Here is an 18,394-nt window from a genome sequence, read left to right as displayed (position 1 = left end):
CTCGGCGGCATCACGCCTGCCATGAAGTTGGCGATGGCCGCTTAGCTCCACTTCTGGCGACCGCTAAAAGTGGGGGGATTACCCTCCCACACGTTCTTCGCATCCCAGTGGCCCCGACCTTCGATGGCTCTTTCAAGCCGCGCGGTGATCAGGCGTTGAGGATCACCCACTTGATCCTTGGCAGCGCCGATGACAGACGCTTTGACTTCAATGACTTCCCAGCGTCCGCTTTCAGGATTGAAGCCGGCCAGGTCGTTGCCGTGGCCAGAATTGTTCTGGATCGGGACCAGGTCGCGATAGCCTTGCTCAGCCAGTCGATGCGAGACGATTGCTTCACCAATGTCGCCGGTCTCTGCTCGGGTCAATGCCGAGAGTTCTCGTCCACCCACCGACTTGGTGATCGCTTGCTCAAACGACACCGAGCCATTGAACATGCTGATATCTTGCCGCGCCAAGTAACCAAGTTCCTTGGGTGTCAGAGCGGCGCTGTCAAGCAATCCATCCAGGTGCCCCGACTTGCGAAGCCCGTCCACCAGTTCCCCGAGTTCGCCTTGGCTGCGTTTGACGCCTGCCAAGCCATGAAACATGAGGTCAGCGCCCTTGGCTTCGAGCCCGCCCTTGCTTTGAAGCTGCCGGGCATCGTGCGCGAGTTCCAGCAGTTCTTCGCCAAGCTCGCCTGCAACATGGCGTTCGGCTCGGCCTGCAACTCGTCCCGCATCTGCGGCAAGATCCTCGACCCCATCGGCAACTTTGGCCACTTTGCCAAGCTTGGTGAGCTTGGACACCGGCACGAATGTGGCGATAATTTCGATCGCCGCCGCACCTTTGGCTTGGCCTAGGTATTCCTGCTCCTTGCCTTCGCGCGTGGCCTGCTCAAAGCCTTTTTCCCACTCGTTCCAGGCGCTAACGGCGGCATTCTTGATGTCGCGCGGCACTTTGCCCGGATCATCGATGGCTTGGTTGGCATAGACCGATGCCGAACCCATGACCAGGTTGCGAAAGTTCTCGTCGGTTCTGAACTCATAGGCGAACTTGGCCAGATCGACCGTGTCACCCAACATTGAGAGGCCATGACTGGTCGCACCTTTCATCGCCCCATAGCTGTCCTGGCCGCACCCGGCCAGATCGGATGAGATCGCGCCAGCGGCGCGTTCGAGATAGCTGTTCTGGGGGTTGTCGCGGACCTCCTGCGCCCAGCGTCGTGATTGCGCCAAGTTGTCGCTGATTTGAGCATCGGTCCAGTTGAGCGCCGCGCTCCCTCGCGCTTTGGCACTCTCCCAGCCCGCAACTACCGGCTCCTGGACATAGCGCTCGAAGTTCCGCTCAGCCCACGACTCGTTGACATTGGCTGCATCAAGCGCCTTATCAAAGCGCATTGCGTCCGCTGGCGGCAAGCGCTTGGAAATTGCGTCAATGAGCGTCCCGACTTCCTCGCGACCCTTTGGATCGGCATAGGCAGGGGAGCGCGTGATCGAGTTGACCAAGCCTTGCGCATCAAGACCCTGGATGGTCTGGTTGTTCAGGATCAGGCGGTGTGCTTCGAGCGCGGTCAGATCAACTTGGCCATTGGCGTCGGTTGCCATGGCAAGGGCGGCAAGATCAGCGGAGTCTTTGGGACGATTGGGTGCGTTCATGCGTGAATCCTTTCGACATGAGCTAACGGAAAAGCGGGTAATCCTCTTCAACGCGCGCCAGAACGGCAGCGAGGAGTGGGGATGGCGGTGGGCAGGCAAGATCCCTGATCAGCGACCACGGCCCATCTATCAAGGCATGGCCGCTTGGGAACTCAGGCAGACCATCACGCCGACGAAAGGCCAGCACAGCAAGTAGCTCGATCGGGAAGACGCGATCGAAGTCGCGATCAAACTCGTAGGTCTTTGAGCCTGTGCTCGCTTTGCTTCGGCTCAGATGAAAGTCAGCAGCCTCGCCTGTGGCGTTTGCAAACGCATCTTGATCTTGGCTCTTCCAGGTGTCTAGGACTGCCTGGTAGGGCGCAGTCAGTGGTTTGCGAGACTCGAAGTGGGTGGCAAGACCATAGCCTTCCGACAGCAGTCCGATCAGGAACACATCGTGCGTGTTGTGGGCAATACGCCGGGACTGCGGGAGCGTATTGAGTTGCTCGTCCTTTTCGGCCATTTCCAAGAAGCGCTGTGTGCAGACCTTGCCCGTCACCCAGTCGGACAAGACGGAGGGCCCAGCTGCTCGCAGGCTATCCGAATACTCCTGCGGCCAATTCCCTAGTTCGGGATGCATCTGGCTGTGCACCGCGTCCCAGCGCAGAAGCAGGGCGCGACTCTCGATCGTCCAGCAGAAGAACCGGGCAAGCTCTGCTAAGTCTTCGCGGAAGTAGGCATCACACGCAGCCACACTCCAAAAGTGGCTGATCCGCCCCAGCTGAGTGCCGACCTTGGGGCTCAACGGTCCGGTGGCTTTGAGATGCTCCTCGACGGCCTGGGTGTAGCGATCGATGTCGCCCGCGCTTTTGGCCCGGTCGAGCCAGGCTTTGCATTGGGACGGTAAGACTTTCAAGGAGGGGGACAACGACGGGGGCATGCGAAGGCGTTCCTTGCGGTCAATCCTCTTAGTGATGCTAGCTTACCGAGGCGGCACACGCCTTGCGTAGACTGCGTGCAGCGAAGCCAGATAGCTCATCAATCGTCAGGAAAACTTGCTGTCTAGATACTGAAACACGGTCCTGGCGGCGTTGATCGCGAGCATGGCTTCATCTTTGTCCAGCAAGCTCTCATTGGCATGAGCCAAGCTGCCGTGGTTGCGAGCCGGATTGAGGCAGTCAATGACATTGCTCAGCGACCTCAGAACATTGTTCATCGTGTCCGATTGGCTGCCCAAGTTTCGCAGGCTTTGGTGCTCTTTTCTGAGAATCGTGAATAGGTTGGTGATCGTGGCGTTTGTTGGTGCTTCGATCCCTTGGGCGTGACACACCGCTTTGAGGTAAGCGTGAAGCGCCGTGTGAATGCGATCAACCGCATGGGTAGGGCCCGCGCTTCGGATCAGCGTATTGGCGTCAGCCAAGGCGCGCTTCAAGATATCGCTCGTGATGGCTGGGCTGCTCGCTTGCACTGAAAGCCCATCGGCGCATCTCCTGGCCAGCTCCAAAAGCTTTTTATAGGCCTGGGACGTCCGGAAGTGTTCCCCACCTTGCGGATACTTCTTGGCGATGCCTCGAAGAATGGCCGCTTGTCGGTGTCCTTCCACACCACTCAGGATGGCCACAAATCGCTCGCGCGTGGTGTTGCCGTCGAAGGCATCAAGATCTAAGTCCAGGTCGCAGAAGGCCGAATAGAATTCTCGGTGCGTGCGGTAGGAGAAATCGCCCAAGTAGCCCCCCTCCACACCGATGTATTGATGGACCACCCAGTGAATCTCACTGCTTCGCAACTCGCCCACAGATCACCCCCTAATCCGCTGGAACACCCGTCACTTTGGGAGCATTATAGGCAGACGCTTTGGGGCAGCGAAGGGGGCGTTCGACGCCCGTCCGAGCCCCGTAACAGGGGAAAGTCAATGGATCAGACGGCGTTGGCACAGGCAGGTGAAGAGTCTTCTTCGCTCCGGGGGGCAGGTGGTCTTAAGGACAAGATCGAAAAGGCCCGCTTGGAGCTTTTGGATCTGTCCACGCGCAACCGACTCCTTCATACGCCCAGAGGGGGGCGCGCGAAGACCATTGAGGTTGTCCATGAGCTGGCCAAGGCGATGTATCAGATCTTGGTCATTGACGGAAAACGCTTCACCTTTGTAGCGGGAAAAGAAGACCCGAAGCAAGGCGGGGCGCTTCCTGAGCTTGATGACGACGATGAAGCGGTTCTGCTGGACGAGGCTCCGAAAGACCTTGAGCTGATCGCACAGCCCGATTTCGAACTGGACGAGAATGGGCGTGTTAAGGCGCACTGGGACGCGCAGCTAACCACGCGTTTGACCCCAACGGGCTTGCAAAAGCGCTTGCTGGATCTTTACACCGATGCGCGCACGCTCCAAGAAGAGCAAGGCGTTAATGTCCTTTACCTAGCAGTTGGCTACCTGCGCTGGCGCGCTACTTCCACCCCGCAAACGGACCGCTTCGCGCCGTTGGTGCTCATCCCCGTTCAATTGGAGCGAAGCACAGCGGGCGAGAAGTTCCACCTCAAATGGACCGGCGACGATATCCAAGCCAACTTGTCGTTGCAGTTGTTCTTGCAGCGCGAGTTTGGGCTGCGCTTGCCCAACATCGAAGAGTTCGAAACGCTCGATATTGATGCTTACTTGGCGTCGGTTGAAGTGATGCTGGAAGGCAAAGACACCTGGGGTGTGCTTCGCGATGACGCCATCCTGGGGCTGTTCTCGTTCGCCAAGTTCATGATGTATCGGGACTTAGACCCCCAGGGTTGGGAGGCGCTGGGCGGGATGGAGGCCATCCCGACGCTTCGGGGCGTCGTTCAGGATGGCTTTCCCGGAGCAAGTCTTACCGATGAGGCGAGCAATCTGGACCGCATCATCCCGCCTGAGAAGATGCGCCATGTGGTGGACTGCGATTCGTCGCAAGCCTTGGTGGTGCACGATGTGCTCCAAGGCAACAACATCCTGGTGCAAGGGCCCCCTGGAACGGGCAAGTCTCAAACCATCGCGAACATCATCTCAGGCGCTGTGGCTGAGGGTAAGCGCGTGCTGTTCGTGGCGGAGAAGATGGCCGCGCTCGAAGTGGTCAAACGCCGTTTGGATCATGTCGGTGTGGGGGTGGCGTGTCTGGAACTCCATAGCAACAAGGCCAACAAGCGCTCACTACTGGAAGAACTTCGCCAGACGCTGAACCTAGGCGAGCCGAAGCGAAGCAGCTCTGCGCCCATCATCGAGCAGCTCACCGAACGACGTGACACGCTCAACGCCCATGTGGCGCGGCTCCACGAAGTTCACCAGCCGTCTGGACTGACGCCTTACCAAGTCTTCGGACACATGGTGCGCCTGCGTCGCTTGGGCTACACGACCCAAAGCCTGCCTCTCGAAGCGCCGACCTCCTGGGCGTCCCATCAAAAGGAGGAGCGGGAATCGCTCCTGCGCGAACTGATCGAGCGAGTTGAAGAGATCGGCGTTCCAGATGAGCACGCTTGGAGCGGCGTTCAGAACGACGGTCTCTTACCGAGTGAGCGCGACCGGTTGCTCATTTTGGTCTCAGGATTGTCCCAGCGGTTGGGTGACTGGGAAGCGTCAAGCACTTCGCTCCACCACACACTGGACCTTGCTCCTCCGGCGCTCTTTGATGATGCGGGCCTTGCGGTTCAGCGCGTGAAGGCGCTCCTAGAAGCGCCAAAGCTTGGCTCCAACGCGCTCCAAAGCGAGGTCTGGGATGAGCCTGGTCGTGCGTCGACTGTCATCGATGTGCTGGAAAGCGCTCAGAAGGCCAGGGCGGCGGTCGAAGCGAAGATCAAAGCGGACGCGTTGGTGCAGGACTGGGACGCTACCAAGGCCACCTTGGGCGCATTGCCAAGCAGCTTCGTCTTGGGGAAAGAGCTTGCAACGCTCGGTGGGGCACACAGCGCACTGGTTCGGCTTCTGCCAGATCTCACTCGCTTGACGCAGCTTCTGGCTGAGAAGTCACCGCTGACGCTGGATCTCGCCCTCCGCCTCGTTGCGATCGCTGAGCGGGCCACGAGCATTCCGGAACTCGATCGCGATGCGCTGGTGGCTCACATTTGGGACCGGGGGGTAGATGCGGTCGAAGAGATCGTCGTGGCCGTTGAAAGCGTCCAGCAGGCCAAAGCAAGCCTCTCAACGGTCTTCCGGGACAGCGCCTGGAACAAAGACCCTGCGGAACTTGAAGCGGCGCGCGGTCAGTTGGCCATGCGCGGCACGAGCCTGTTTCGCTTCCTAAGTGGAGATTGGCGTCGCGCCAATCAGACAATCCGCACACTGCTTTCTAACCCCAAGCTTCCAGCTTTGGACATGCTTGGGTCTTTGGATGTGCTGCTCGATGCCAAGGCGGCGCAGCGCAAAATCGCCGAGCACGACCCCCAAGGCCAAGAGGCGTTTGGCTCGAACTGGCAACGCGAGCGCTCAAACCCTTCGTTCCTCAGAGGCGTTGTGGCTTGGATGCGCACGCTCCGTCCCTTAGGGAGTGGAGTGCGTGAGCGCTTAGCTGACATCGGTGATCGGGTGCTGGCAACCGAAATTGCCAAGCGCGTGAAGCCAGTTCTGGAAGAACTCGGTCGCAATCTTTCGCCCGTGCACGAAGCATTACTTGCAGCTGAGCGTAATCCTTGGGGCGAGGAGACCGTCTTAAAGCGTGTTGCGCTTTCTGATCTCATGGATAAATCGGCGCTTTGGCTGGCCGCATCTGAGCAGGCTGCCTTCTTGCTCGGGGCAGAGGACCTGACCGTTGAGCAGGCGCTCGCGGCGATAGGTGAGATCCAACAGGCACAAGCGGCCAATGCTGCGTTTGAGGCAGTGACCAATGATGGGGCATCTGCGTTTGGCCCGTTTTGGCTAGCGCTCGACAGTAAGGCAGGCGAGCTTTATCCGATCGTGTCTTGGATTGAGCAAAATCCCGAGCTTCGGCCCTTGGCCGCACGCATCAGTGAGCCCCAACAGCTGCTGGACCAAGCCGAACGAGCGTCGTCAGCTGCTGGCACCTTGGCAGGCGAAGTGATGGATCTTCTGGTTGGCTTGCAGCTTGAAGGCAATGCTGAGATCACGCGTGACCCAAGCCAAACATCCTTGGCAACGCTCAAATCACAGCTGGCGAGCTGGCAAGCCGACCCGGAAGGGCTTCGGACTTGGGTGGCGTATCTGGCCATTGCCAATGAGGCCAAGCGCAAAGGCCTTGGCGCGGTGGTCGATGCGCTTGCCAAGGGGGACTTGGCCGTTGCTGACGCTCTGGGCGTGTTTGAGCTGTCTTACTACGAAGCGGTGCTTCAAGCACTGGTGCAGCGCGATCGAGCGCTGGCAAGCTTTGACGGGCAGCGTCAATCGCAGGTGGTGGCAAGCTTTGCAAGCCTCGATCAAGAGCGCATGCAGCTCGCGCGCTACGAAGTCGTCAAGGCGCACCACAGCAAGATCCCGCGCCAAGGTGGAGCAACCGGCCCGACCGCTGTCTTGATTGGCGAGATGGCGAGGAAGAAGGGGCATCTGCCGATCCGGCAACTGATGCAACGGTGTGCCCCCGCGATCCAGGCGCTCAAACCCGTCTTCATGATGAGCCCGTTGTCGGTGGCGCAGTTCTTGCCGGCAGGCGCGCTGGACTTTGACATGCTGGTCATTGACGAGGCGAGCCAAGTGCAGCCGATCGACGCGCTCGGTGCGATTGCGCGCGCAAAGCAGTTGGTGATCGTGGGTGATGAGCGGCAACTTCCGCCCACGCGCTTCTTCTCCAAAGCGCTTGGCGACGGGGGGGATCGGGAAGACGATGAGGGCGGGGCGCAGGCGTCGGATGTGGAAAGCATCTTGGGCCTTTGCCGTGCGCGAGGCTTGCCTGAGCGCATGCTGCGTTGGCACTACCGGAGCCGCCATCAGTCGTTGATCGCTGTTTCCAATCAGCAGTTTTACGAAGGCAAGCTCTTCATCGTTCCAAGTCCCTACACGAGCGAAGCAGGCGTGGGCTTGCGACTGCATCATCTACCAGAAGCCATCTACGACCGGGGCAACACGCGCACCAATCCAAAAGAAGCCAAGGCCGTAGCACTCGCGGTGCTGGCGCATGCACAGCACACGCCTCAGCTCACGCTGGGTGTAGCGACATTCTCGACAGCGCAGCGCCGCGCCATTCTCGATGAGTTGGAGCTGCTGCGACGCCAGCACCCTGAGACAGAAGGGTTCTTTGCAGATCACCCGGCTGAGCCGTTCTTTGTCAAAAGCCTAGAAAACATCCAGGGCGACGAGCGCGATGTCATCTTCATCTCGGTCGGCTACGGGCGCGATGCGCAGCGCCACATGACGATGAATTTTGGTCCCGTGAGCAGTGAAGGGGGCGAGCGTCGCTTGAATGTGCTGATCAGCCGGGCCAAGTCGCGCTGCGAAATATTCACCTCGATCACCGATGAGGACATTGATACCGATCGGGCTAAGGGCAAGGGCACTTTCGCTTTGAAGCTTTTCTTGAACTACGCCAGGACCGGTCGTCTGACGCTCAACAAGGAGGAGCGCGACTCCAAGCAAAGCGTGTTTGAGCAAGAGGTTGCCCAAGCGCTTCGCGCGCGGGGCTACGACCTTCACACGGACGTAGGCTTGGCAGGCTTCTTCGTCGATATCGCGATTGCCAATCCGGACAAACCTGGGCGCTACATCTTAGGGATTGAGTGCGACGGGCAGTCGTATCGAGAAGCAAAAAGTGCCCGTGATCGCGATCGATTGCGTGAGAGCGTGTTGCGTGACAAAGGCTGGCAGGTTTACCGCATTTGGAGTTCAGACTGGTTCCATAGGCCCGAGGCGGAGCTTGAAAAGCTTGTTGCCGCTATTGAACGCGCGAAGTCAGAGTCAGGCACCTTAGAGCCCAGTCCCAAGCCTTCGCACCGTGCGGTGCCGGTTGAGATCCTAACCGTCGATCGCGGTGAAGTGACCGAGATGGGGCTCATTGAAGCTCAAAGTCCTCCGGACACTGAGCCTTACATCGAGGCGACCTTTGCTGTGCCAAGCAATCAGTTCGAATTGCATCTGGTGCCAACAGGGCAACTCGCAACCATCGTGCGGCAGATCGTTGAAATAGAAAGCCCCATTCATCGCAGCGAGATCGTGACGCGCGCCCGGACGCTTTGGGGCTTGCAGCGCGCAGGTTCGCGCATCCAGCAAGCTGTTGAGGATGCGATTGGGTCGGTAGTGTCGATGGGTGGTGTGCAGATCGTCGACAAGGACTTCTTGGCCATTCCAGGGAAACAGGTCCGCGTGCGGGACCGCTCGATAGTCGAGTCCCTGACATTGCGCCGCCCAGAATTCTTGCCTCCCTCCGAAATCGATTCGGCTCTGATCAAGGTCGTGCAGGACAATCTGGGCGCGAAGGCTGAGGAGTTGGTGACGATGGTCTCTCGGCAGCTCGGCTACAAGAGCACGAGCCCACAACTTCGCCGGGTCATTCTTGATCGCTGTGAGGCCTTGGTGGGGGCGGGGCGATTAGCGCCAAAGGGAGATCTTTTGGTGTTGCCCTGATCTGCGGCTGAGGTCTTCACTCTTGCCGCTACTCGTCAGCAACCCTAAACTTGCCAGACACACACTAGGACACAATCCGGTTTTTGTTTTGCTTGCAGATCAGTGGGTTAGGGCGCGTTACTTCGAATCCCACTCTCTCCGCCATACGTCGTTGAAATCGCTGAGGCGCCGTGACGTTCCGCCACGCACGCCGCTCGTCCCATCCGCTGTCCCACACTCGGTGCGACGGTCGTCCTGACGATCAATGTGTCAGCGCACGGATCACTCAGCGGCGCGCTCGACCGTGCAGTGTAGGTTGTCGCGCTGCCGACACCTGCATCGCTGCTATCGCTTTCAGGACGATCTGCAGCGAGCAGCGCTCACCCTGCTACGGGAACTGCACGCGCTTAAAACGCAGATGAGCCAGATCCGCGTGTGGGCATAAGCCCCTGTCCATCACTTGCTGTGGGCGCCGGCAGTGATAGTGCTGTATTGCCACTCCGCTTAGCTATTGCTGCGATGCATGACACCTCTCCCTTGATCAACACCGACGCACCTGCGCTGCAGGCCGCTGGCGATGCGGCCGGGATGCTCTGGACGATCGGTCATTCCACCAGGACCTGGGAAGCGTTCGTTGCGCGGTTGGGCGCGCATCGGATTGAGGCATTGGTGGATGTGCGGCGCTTTCCGGGCTCGCGCCGCTACCCTTGGTTTGCCGGCGACACGATGGCGCAGGCATTGGACGCGGCGTCGGTGCGCTATCTGTGGCTGCCCGCGCTGGGTGGACGTCGCAAGGCGCAGCCCGGGTCGCCTAATGGCGCGTGGCGCAACGCGGCGTTTCAGGGCTATGCCGACCATATGACCAGCACCGACTTCGGCGCCGGGCTGGAGCAGGCGACGGCCATGGCACGGGAGCGGCGTACGGCCCTGATGTGCGCCGAAGCGCTCTGGTGGCAGTGCCATCGCCGCTTGATTGCCGATCTGTTGCTGCACCGCCGGTGGCAGGTGCTGCACATTCTTGGCGAGACCGCGGTGCAGCCGCATCAGTTGAATGCCGATGCGCGCCCGGTTGGGCGCGATCTGATCTATCCGCCGCGGCAGGTTGGTCTGTTTTCCGCCGAATAGGCGCCTGCGGTAACTCCACGCCCAGACGATCGCCGCGACCGTTGCTTGTGCGTCGAACGCTATCGCGCGGGCTCACAGCACCGTTGCATGGACCTTGAAGACTTCCACTGCGCGGGTGAGTTGCGTGGAATGCTGTTCCAACGCGTGCGCGGCGGTGCTGGCGGCTTCGACCAGGCGCACGTTGTGTTGGGTGCTCTCGTCCATCTGCGCGATGGTGTGATTGACCTGTTCGATACCGCCGGCTTGTTCCTGCGAGGCCGCGGAGATGTGGGCCATGATGTCGGTGACGTGCTGGACGCTGGTGACGACTTCGCCCATGGTGGTGCCTGCCTTGTGCACGAGTGTGGAGCCGTCGGCGACGCGTTGTACGGAGTCGTCGATGAGCCGTTTGATTTCTTTTGCTGCATCCGAGGAGCGGTGCGAGAGCGTTCGCACTTCCGATGCGACGACGGCGAAGCCGCGGCCTTGTTCGCCGGCGCGTGCGGCCTCCACCGCGGCGTTGAGGGCCAGGATATTGGTCTGGAAGGCGATGCCGTCGATGACCGAAATGATGTCGGCGATGCGCCTGGAAGCGGCTTCGATGCCGGACATCTGTTCGATGACCTGGCCGACCACGTCGCGGCCTTCCGTGGCGATCGCGGCGGCGCCGCGTGCGAGCCGGTTGGCGCGGGCGGCGTGCTCTGCATTCTGCTTGACGGTGGAGGTCAGCTCTTCCATCGAGGCGGCGGTTTCTTCGAGGCTGGCGGCTTGTTGTTCGCTGCGCTGCGCCAGCTCCTGATTGCCGCTGGCGATATCTTCTGCGGCGAAGCCGATGCTGTTGGATGTTGTCTGGATGCGGGTGACGATGTCGGTGAGGCGGTGCACGGTGCTGTTGGCGTCGTCTCGCATGGAGGCGAACACGCCGTGGAAATTGCCGGACATGCGCACGGTCAGGTCGCCATCGGCGATCGCGCGCAGCAGCGCGGAGAAGCTGGCCAGGTTGGTATCGGAGGTGGCCATCATGGTGTTGAGGTTTTCCACCATCAGGCGAAAGTCGTGCTCGAATCTTTCTGGCTTGCCGCGTAGCGCGAAGTCGCCTTCGCAGGCGGCCTGGGTCAGTTCCTGGATCTGCGCGTTAATGGCCTGCAGGTTGCGCTTGACCTGCTGCATGGTGGCGGTGATGGCCGATTTTTCGCCGGGATACTGCTCGATGTCCTGGGTGAGATCGCCAACCGCGTAGCTGCCCATGACTTCGGTCATGCGCAACTGGGTCTGCACGTGGGCGTGCACCAGTGCATTGGTGTCTTGCACCATGTCGCCATATTCGCCGGGGAAACGCCGTGCGTCGGTGCGGTAGCTGATTTCGCCGGCATCGTGGCGCGCAGCCATGCTGCGTTGCGCGGAGATCACTTCCTGCAGGCGCCGCTGCATCTGCTGCATGGCGCGCAGCAGTTGCCCGGATTCGTCGTTGCCGGTCGCTGCGTCCTGGCTGCGCAGGTCGCCGTCGTTGATGCGCTGGGCCAGGCGCAGCGACTGGCGTAGCGGCAGCACCACACTGCGTGTGAGCAAAAACGCGATGGCAGCGCCCAGCAGAAGGGCGACCACGGTGGACATCACCATCAGCATCGCAAAGCCGCGCGCGGTGGCAACGGCCTGCCTGGCGGCTTGGCGGTTCTTGGCTTCCTGCAGATCGATGAAGGCGTTGATGCTGGCCAGCCAGGCAATGAAGGCCGGTCGCGCTTGCTGCAGCAGGTGCTGTTGTGCCTGCGCCTTGTCGGCCGCATCGCGGAACGCGCGCACTTGCGCGATCAGCGGCAGGGTGCGCTGCTCGATGGCCTTGATCTGCCGGAGAATGTCTTTCTCTTTCGCATCGGTCGAGCTGGCGATCATGTCGTCGAGCGGTTGCGCAGAGCGTGCGTAATCGGCAGCGAGCTTGTCGATCGATTGCTCGGCGGCGTGGCGGTTCGCAGGGTCGTCCATGAGCACGACATCGCGCAAAGCGATGGCGCGGTCGTGGACACTGCCGCGGAAGTTGATCGCGTAGCGCTGCTTGACGCTGTTGACTTCATTGATGGCAGTGAGCTGCTGGTCGATGCTGCGAACGCGTTGGATGCCGACCACGGTCAGGATCACCATCAAGACGATGATCGCGAGAAAGCCCAGGGCCAGGCGCTGTCCAATGCGCAGATGCGGGAAGAAATGCATAGGGGTTCGATCGGTGTTCCGACTGGCGGAAGAGCGGGGGAGTCCCGGCAACTGCAGGGAGACGAATGCGCACGCGACACCGCAGGAGCCAGCGCAACGGCCGCCGCTCCAGTGGTGTCTCGACGTATTCATTAGCGACCTCTAGCGTTGGAACTGAAGCCGTAGCGTCGGCCGGTTCAGGTGCTGGTGGGGCTGTCCACTGGGTGCCGAGCGATCTCCTCGCTCGCGGGGGCGGCGCTGCCGCGCGCGGCGCACCGGCGCCTGTCAACGGCGCTTTTAGGGATAACGCGAGAGATCCGGCGCCTTGATCGCTGGCGTCATCCACTTTGCAGCGAGGTTCTGCACGCTTGGCTGGCTGGCGAGTTTGAGCGCGCCATGCAGCAGATGGATGCCGAGCCGGCTATGCGGGTTCATCAGGCGTGGGCCGATCTTCGGCACGCCCTGGGCCTGCTCGACCATCGGGCGCATGGCGGTGGCGTAGGCCGCGAAGGCCGCGTCCAGTGTGTCGGCCTGGGCGATTTCGTTGGCCAGCACATACGCGCCGGTCACTGCCAGGGTGGCGCCGATCCCGGCCAGTGGCGTCGCGCACCAGGCCGCATCGCCGGTGAGCACGGTGCGGCCGCTGTGCCAGCGCTGCATGCGCACCTGGCGTAGGGCATCGAAGTAGAAATCGTCGGTGCCGTGCATGCCAGCGAGCACGCGCGCCGCCTGCCACCCGGCGTCGGCAAAGCGCTCGTGCAGGTAGGCCTTCTGGGCGTCGACGCTCCAGTCCTGTTCGCCCTCGGGCGGTTTCTGCAGCGAGAGCATGGCGCGCGTGGTGCCGTGCCGGTCGGGTCGCAACGAGATGCTGCGCCCGCCGGTGGTGTGGTACCAGCGCCACAGCCGGTCGTCGTCGGCGCTGCGCGGGATGGTGAAATAGGCGATGGTCAGATCCATCCAGCGCGGATCGTTTTCCCCGGGGAAGACCTGTTCGCGCGTCGAAGAGCCCACGCCTTCGGCGACGATCACTGCGTCGAAGCGTTCGCTGCATCCGCTTTCGAAGGTGACGGTTGCGGCATCGCTGCCGGCAGCGTCTTCGATGCTGGCGATGCGGTCGCCGAAGCGATATGTCACATGGCTGCGCGCGGCATCGTAGAGCAGGCGGGCCAGATCGCCGCGCAAGAGCTCCAGTTCGGCGGTAGGGCCATCGCCACTGACGTCTTCGGTCTTGAAGGTGGCGACGGCCTGGCCGTGCGCGTCGATCCAGGCGGTGCCTTCTTCGCCGGTTCCCTGGGCCAGCGCGGCCCGCTCCAGGCCCATGCGTTGCAGCACCTCACGGCCGACACCACGTACATCGATGTTCTGGCCGCCATCGCGAAACCGGGTGGCGCGCTCCGCCACGGTGACATCGAAGCCGCGATGGGCGAGTGTCCAGGCGGCAGTGTTGCCGGCGATGCTGGCGCCGGTGATGAGGATGCGACGCGGCATTGCAGTCACCCTGGGCAGGAAATATCAGGCGTGATATTACACGTCTTGCCCGTGACGCTCCATGTTCGCGATCAGCCGGTGCATCAACGCGACGGTCTGCTGCACCTCGTCGGTGGAAAAGCCTTCCAGCGCCACTGCGTTCATACCCAGCAGTGCTTGGCCACCGAGTTCGGCAATCTTGCGCCCGCGGGCGGTGAGCGCCACCAGCGCGGCGCGGCGATCCTGCGGGGTCGGGGTGCGCTTGATGAGCTTCAGTCCCTCCAGCTTGTCCAGCAGCGCCACCATGGCCGGCTGCTTCACGGCCGAGGCGATGACCAGGTCGCGTTGCAGCATCGGGCCTTTCCAGGACAGCAGCATGATCGGGCCGATCAGCGCCAGCGACACGCCATGCGGCCGCAGTCGGGCGTCGACCAGACGGTTGAAGACCCGCGCCGCATGGTTGGCCAGGTAGCCTGGCGCGACCGCAGCCTGCGGATGGATGAGTTCATTCTGATCAAGCATTTGGACGACCGTGCGTTGCTCTGGGGGCCATCGGGCAATGTTACGTCTCCTGCAGTGCGGCATGGCGGTCAGCCCCGCGTGGCAACGCGCGCAAGCCTGGCGGCTTGGCTGTCAAGGCGATATCGCGCTGCTGTGCTGCCGAAGACGGCACGGCTCCATGCGCGCAGGCCAATGGCCGTACCGGCCGTGGCGTGCAGCCGCAAACGCAGGTGTGGAAGCTGCCTGGTTCAGTCGCCTCGGACGGGTGTGGCTGGACGCCACCTGCCATAGGCCAGATGATGGGCGACCGCGCGCCGCTTGGTCTTGCCGACGAGTCATGCGCCTGCGGCGACCTGGTCTTCTCAACGGTTGGACATGATGTACGGATGGGTGATGGATAAGCTCACGGCAGGCGACGCCTCAGTCGTGCGCGGCGCGTGCTGGAGCGGCGACCTACGTGTGGATGCACTGCGGGTGCGCCATCTATGAACGCGGGATTTCCGCACGGCAACAGCGTCATGGCGCAGGCGGTGCGCAACCACGACTGGGCGGCGAGCCCGCTGGGACCTACCGCACAGTGGCCATCGCCGTTGCGCAACGCGGTCGATCTGATGCTGGGGTCGCCCGAAAGCATGTATGTGGTGTGGGGCGATGCGCTGACCTTTTTCTACAACGACGCCTACACGCCGATCCTGGGGCCGCGCCAGGCGCAGGCGCTGGGCGCGCCGCTGCGCGTGCTGTGGGCCGATGCCTGGGAGGCGGTGCGCGAGCCGATCGAGGCGGCATTCGTTGGGCAGGCGTCGCGCTTTGAGGAAGTGCCCATCGGCATGAACCGTTACGGCGTGCCGGAGCAGACCTGGTGGACGTTCTCGTTCTCGCCGATCTACCTGGACGATGGCCGGGTGGGCGGCGCGTTCTGTGTCACCAACGAAGTCACCGCGCGCAAGCTGGCGCAGGCGCGGCTGGCCGACGAACACGAGCGCCTGATCCGCCTGTTCGAGCAGGCGCCGATGTTCATGGCGTTCCTGAGCGGGCCGCAGCATCGGGTGGAGTTCGCCAACCCGTGTTATTCGCGTCTGATCGGCCACCGCGACGTGATCGGGCGGCCGTTGGCCGAGGCGCTGCCGGATGCGGTGGAGCAGGGGCATGTGCGTCGCCTGGACGAGGTGTACCAGTCCGGGCGCGCGTTTTCGGCCAATGCGCTGCCGTACATCGTGCAAGCGGTACCGGGTGGTCCCGCCGAGCGACGCTTGCTGGATCTGGTCTATCAGCCGATCGCAGGCGCCGATGGCACCATCTCCGGCATCTTCGTGCAGGGTCTGGACATCACCGACCGCATCAGCCTGGAACGCGCGGTGCGCGAGGCCGAAGTGCGCAACCGGCAGATCCTGGACAGCGTGATGGACTACGCCATCATCGCCACCGATATGCACGGGCGGGTGACGTCGTGGAACGAAGGTGCCCGGCGCATTCTGGGCTGGAGCGAGGCCGAGATGCTCGGGCAAACGCTGCAGCGCACCTTTACTCCGGAAGACGTCGAGCAGCGGCAGATGCTGATCGAGGCCGCTGCCGCGCTGGAAAGCGGCAGCGGCATGGACGAGCGCTGGCACGTGCGCAAATCCGGGGAGCGGTTCTGGGCCAATGGCTCGCTGATGGTGTTGCGCGAAGAGACCGGCGAGGCGATCGGGTTCGTCAAGGTGCTGCGCGACCGCACCGCCGAGCGGCTGGCCAGCGAGGCCCTGCAAAAGAGCGAGCGGCGCCTGGACGCACTGGTGCGCGCGTCGTCGCAATCGATTTTTTCCGCAAGTGTCTGCTGGCGCCAATTGCGCCAACTGGTGGGCGATGGTGCGCTGAGCGATGCGGTGTCGGCCACGCCCGACTGGCAGGCGATGGTGCACCCGGACGACCGTGCGCGGTTGGCGCAAGCGCTTGCGCAGGCGACTGCCACCAAGTCTGGTGTGGATGTGGAATACCGGGTGCTCGGTGCAGATGGGCATGTGGGTTGGACCTTGATGCGCGCGATTCCGTTGCTCGATGAGCGCGAGCAGATCGCCGAATGGTTCGGCACCTCTGCCGACATCACCGACAAACGCGTGGCCGAAGAGCAGCTGCGTCAACTCACCGAGACGCTGGAAGAGCGCGTGCGCGAACGCAGCGCGGCGTTGTTGCTTGCCGAAGAGAAGCTGCGTCAAAGCCAGAAGATGGAGGCGGTGGGGCAGCTGACCGGCGGGCTGGCGCACGACTTCAACAATCTGCTCACCGCCATCAGTGTCGGCCTGGAACTGCTGCAGACGCGCATCGAACAGGGCAAATACGACCGGCTGGAGCGCTATGTGGAGATGGCACAGTCCAGCGCGGCGCGAGCCACCGCACTGACCCAGCGGCTGCTGGCGTTTTCGCGCCGGCAGACGTTGGCGCCCACCGCGCTGGATGTGGAAGCGCTGGTGCGTGGCATGCACGACATCATTGCGCGCACGCTGGGGCCGTCGATCGCGCTGCAGCTGCGTCCGGCGGACCAAGCATGGCAGGTGCTGGTGGACGCGCCGCAGCTGGAAAATGCGCTGCTCAATCTGTGTATCAACGCGCGCGACGCCATGCCCGATGGTGGGCAGCTCACCATCAGTCTGCACAACCGCGCGCTGGATGCCGCTGCCGCGCAGCAGCTGGAGCTGCCGCCTGGCGATTACGTGTGCCTGAGCGTGCAGGACACCGGGACCGGCATGACGGCCGAGGTCATGGCCAGGGTGTTCGAACCGTTTTTCACCACCAAGCCCATCGGCCAGGGCACCGGGTTGGGCCTGTCGATGATCTATGGGTTCACCCGTCAATCCGGCGGGCATGTGCGCATCGATTCGGAAGTGGGCGTAGGCACCACCATGGCCTTGTACCTACCGCGTTTCACCGGCGTGCTGGCGCAAGACGAGGTGGCACCTGCCGATGCGCCGCTGCAGCGCAACGCTGCGCACAGTCGCACCGTGTTGTTGGTGGAGGACGAAACCGCGATTCGCGTCTTGATCTCAGAAGTACTCACCGAAGCAGGCTACCGCGTGATCGAAACTGCCGAGGGCAGTGCGGCGGTGGAGCGCTTGCGCTCGCAAGAGCACATCGATGTGCTGGTGACCGACGTCGGCCTGACCGGCGGCCTCAATGGGCGTCAGGTTGCCGATGCCGGGCGGCAATCGCGTCCTGCATTGCCGGTGCTGTTCGTCACCGGCTATGCGGCCAGCGCCGCGGTGGGCGCGGGGCAGCTCGACGATGGCATGGAGGTGTTGACCAAGCCATTCCAGGCCATCGAGCTGGAGCGGCGGGTGGCGCAGTTGCTGGAGCGTCGCGCCCACTAAGCGTTGCGGGTGCGAGTGGCTGGCTGCACCGACATTCATCGCTTGAGACATGCATGTGCCGTGCAAGCCGCTGGACAGATGCGGGGTGCAGACGTGGTTGCGTCTGCTTAGAGCGCGGTCTGTACGGTGCCCAGCAGTTCGCGCAAGGAAAATGGCTTGGTCAAAAGGCGCATGCCGGTATCCAGAAAGTCGGCACGTTTGGCGATTTCGCCCGCGTAGCCGGTCATGAAGACGATGGGCAGCGCGGGGTAGAGCATGCGCGCTTGATCGGCAAGGTCGCGCCCGTTCATGCCAGGCAGGCAGATGTCCGATAGCAGCAGATCGAATGGACATGCCCTGGTGAGCTGCGTCAGCGCGTGTTCGGCGTCGGCAGACGCCACCACGTGGTAGCCCTCGTCGCCAAGAATGTCTGCAGCCATTTCGCGGATTGCGTCGTCGTCTTCGACCAACAGGATGCGTGCGTTGGGTAATGCGTGAGCCACTGCGGTCCTCGAGCGATCGCAATGCTGCGATGCTTCGAGATGCACGTTAGGCGCGCCTGCGTGACGGTGGCGTGGGATGTTGCACGACGATGCGTTCACCGCTGCTGCCAATGTCATGCGCCACGCCGGCAGGTGATCGAAAAACACCGCAATTCCAGTGATTTGCGATACCTGCAGCAGCGATGCCGTGAATCACGTCAAGCAAAGCAA

At 62.3% G+C, this 18,394-nt stretch carries 10 protein-coding genes; 3 read left to right on the top strand and 7 right to left on the bottom strand.

The features are described 5' to 3' along the window. Positions 1–41: 41 nt before the first annotated feature. The 3 genes from J7360_RS09855 to J7360_RS09845 all read right to left on the bottom strand — a co-directional run bounded on the left by J7360_RS09855 (position 42) and on the right by J7360_RS09845 (position 3,408). Positions 42–1,634, bottom strand: coding sequence for a hypothetical protein (locus J7360_RS09855; RefSeq protein ID WP_244667788.1), 1,593 nt, complete (start codon positions 1,632–1,634; stop codon positions 42–44). A 22-nt stretch (positions 1,635–1,656) separates the two neighbouring features. After that, on the bottom strand, positions 1,657–2,553 hold the full coding sequence (locus J7360_RS09850) for a hypothetical protein (protein ID WP_057664201.1): 897 nt from the start codon (positions 2,551–2,553) through the stop codon (positions 1,657–1,659). 105 nt (positions 2,554–2,658) lie between these two features. Continuing rightward, complete coding sequence (locus J7360_RS09845; protein ID WP_209033762.1) at positions 2,659–3,408, bottom strand: abortive infection family protein; 750 nt, start codon at positions 3,406–3,408, stop codon at positions 2,659–2,661. 117 nt (positions 3,409–3,525) lie between these two features. Between J7360_RS09845 and J7360_RS09840 the strand changes: the two genes are divergently transcribed. Both J7360_RS09840 and J7360_RS09835 read left to right on the top strand, forming a co-directional pair. Beyond that, positions 3,526–9,126, top strand: a complete 5,601-nt coding sequence (locus tag J7360_RS09840; protein ID WP_209033760.1) for a DUF3320 domain-containing protein — start codon at positions 3,526–3,528, stop codon at positions 9,124–9,126. A 498-nt stretch (positions 9,127–9,624) separates the two neighbouring features. Then, a complete protein-coding gene (locus tag J7360_RS09835) occupies positions 9,625–10,230 on the top strand; it encodes a DUF488 domain-containing protein (protein WP_057659684.1) in 606 nt (201 codons plus the stop codon). Positions 10,231–10,302: 72 nt separating this feature from the next. Here J7360_RS09835 and J7360_RS09830 read toward each other — a convergent pair whose 3' ends face one another. From J7360_RS09830 to J7360_RS09820, 3 genes are all read right to left on the bottom strand, one after another. After that, complete coding sequence (locus tag J7360_RS09830; protein WP_209033757.1) at positions 10,303–12,414, bottom strand: methyl-accepting chemotaxis protein; 2,112 nt, start codon at positions 12,412–12,414, stop codon at positions 10,303–10,305. 276 nt (positions 12,415–12,690) lie between these two features. Further along, complete coding sequence (locus J7360_RS09825; protein ID WP_057659688.1) at positions 12,691–13,881, bottom strand: FAD-dependent monooxygenase; 1,191 nt, start codon at positions 13,879–13,881, stop codon at positions 12,691–12,693. A 36-nt stretch (positions 13,882–13,917) separates the two neighbouring features. After that, complete coding sequence (locus tag J7360_RS09820; RefSeq protein ID WP_007964087.1) at positions 13,918–14,382, bottom strand: MarR family transcriptional regulator; 465 nt, start codon at positions 14,380–14,382, stop codon at positions 13,918–13,920. 464 nt (positions 14,383–14,846) lie between these two features. Here J7360_RS09820 and J7360_RS09815 point away from each other — a divergent pair, with 464 nt between their 5' ends. Continuing rightward, positions 14,847–17,702, top strand: coding sequence for a PAS domain-containing protein (locus J7360_RS09815; protein WP_057659694.1), 2,856 nt, complete (start codon positions 14,847–14,849; stop codon positions 17,700–17,702). 107 nt (positions 17,703–17,809) lie between these two features. Here J7360_RS09815 and J7360_RS09810 read toward each other — a convergent pair whose 3' ends face one another. Next, a complete protein-coding gene (locus tag J7360_RS09810) occupies positions 17,810–18,154 on the bottom strand; it encodes a response regulator (protein WP_033481396.1) in 345 nt (114 codons plus the stop codon). Positions 18,155–18,394 lie beyond the last annotated feature (240 nt).

Origin of the sequence: Xanthomonas sp. D-99 (assembly GCF_017746145.1) — a bacterium.
GTDB classification, from domain to species: domain Bacteria; phylum Pseudomonadota; class Gammaproteobacteria; order Xanthomonadales; family Xanthomonadaceae; genus Xanthomonas; species Xanthomonas cissicola.
This window is presented reverse-complemented; position numbering and strand designations above follow the sequence as displayed.

What these genes read in the sequence shown, in the direction of transcription:
- J7360_RS09850 (WP_057664201.1), bottom strand. Translation starts at nt 2,553, where the DNA reads ATGCCCCCGTCGTTGTCCCCCTCCTTGAAAGTCTTACCGTCCCAATGC.
- J7360_RS09835 (WP_057659684.1), top strand. Translation starts at nt 9,625, where the DNA reads ATGCATGACACCTCTCCCTTGATCAACACCGACGCACCTGCGCTGCAG.
- J7360_RS09820 (WP_007964087.1), bottom strand. Translation starts at nt 14,382, where the DNA reads ATGCTTGATCAGAATGAACTCATCCATCCGCAGGCTGCGGTCGCGCCA.
- J7360_RS09855 (WP_244667788.1), bottom strand. Translation starts at nt 1,634, where the DNA reads ATGAACGCACCCAATCGTCCCAAAGACTCCGCTGATCTTGCCGCCCTT.
- J7360_RS09815 (WP_057659694.1), top strand. Translation starts at nt 14,847, where the DNA reads ATGAACGCGGGATTTCCGCACGGCAACAGCGTCATGGCGCAGGCGGTG.
- J7360_RS09840 (WP_209033760.1), top strand. Translation starts at nt 3,526, where the DNA reads ATGGATCAGACGGCGTTGGCACAGGCAGGTGAAGAGTCTTCTTCGCTC.
- J7360_RS09825 (WP_057659688.1), bottom strand. Translation starts at nt 13,881, where the DNA reads ATGCCGCGTCGCATCCTCATCACCGGCGCCAGCATCGCCGGCAACACT.
- J7360_RS09830 (WP_209033757.1), bottom strand. Translation starts at nt 12,414, where the DNA reads ATGCATTTCTTCCCGCATCTGCGCATTGGACAGCGCCTGGCCCTGGGC.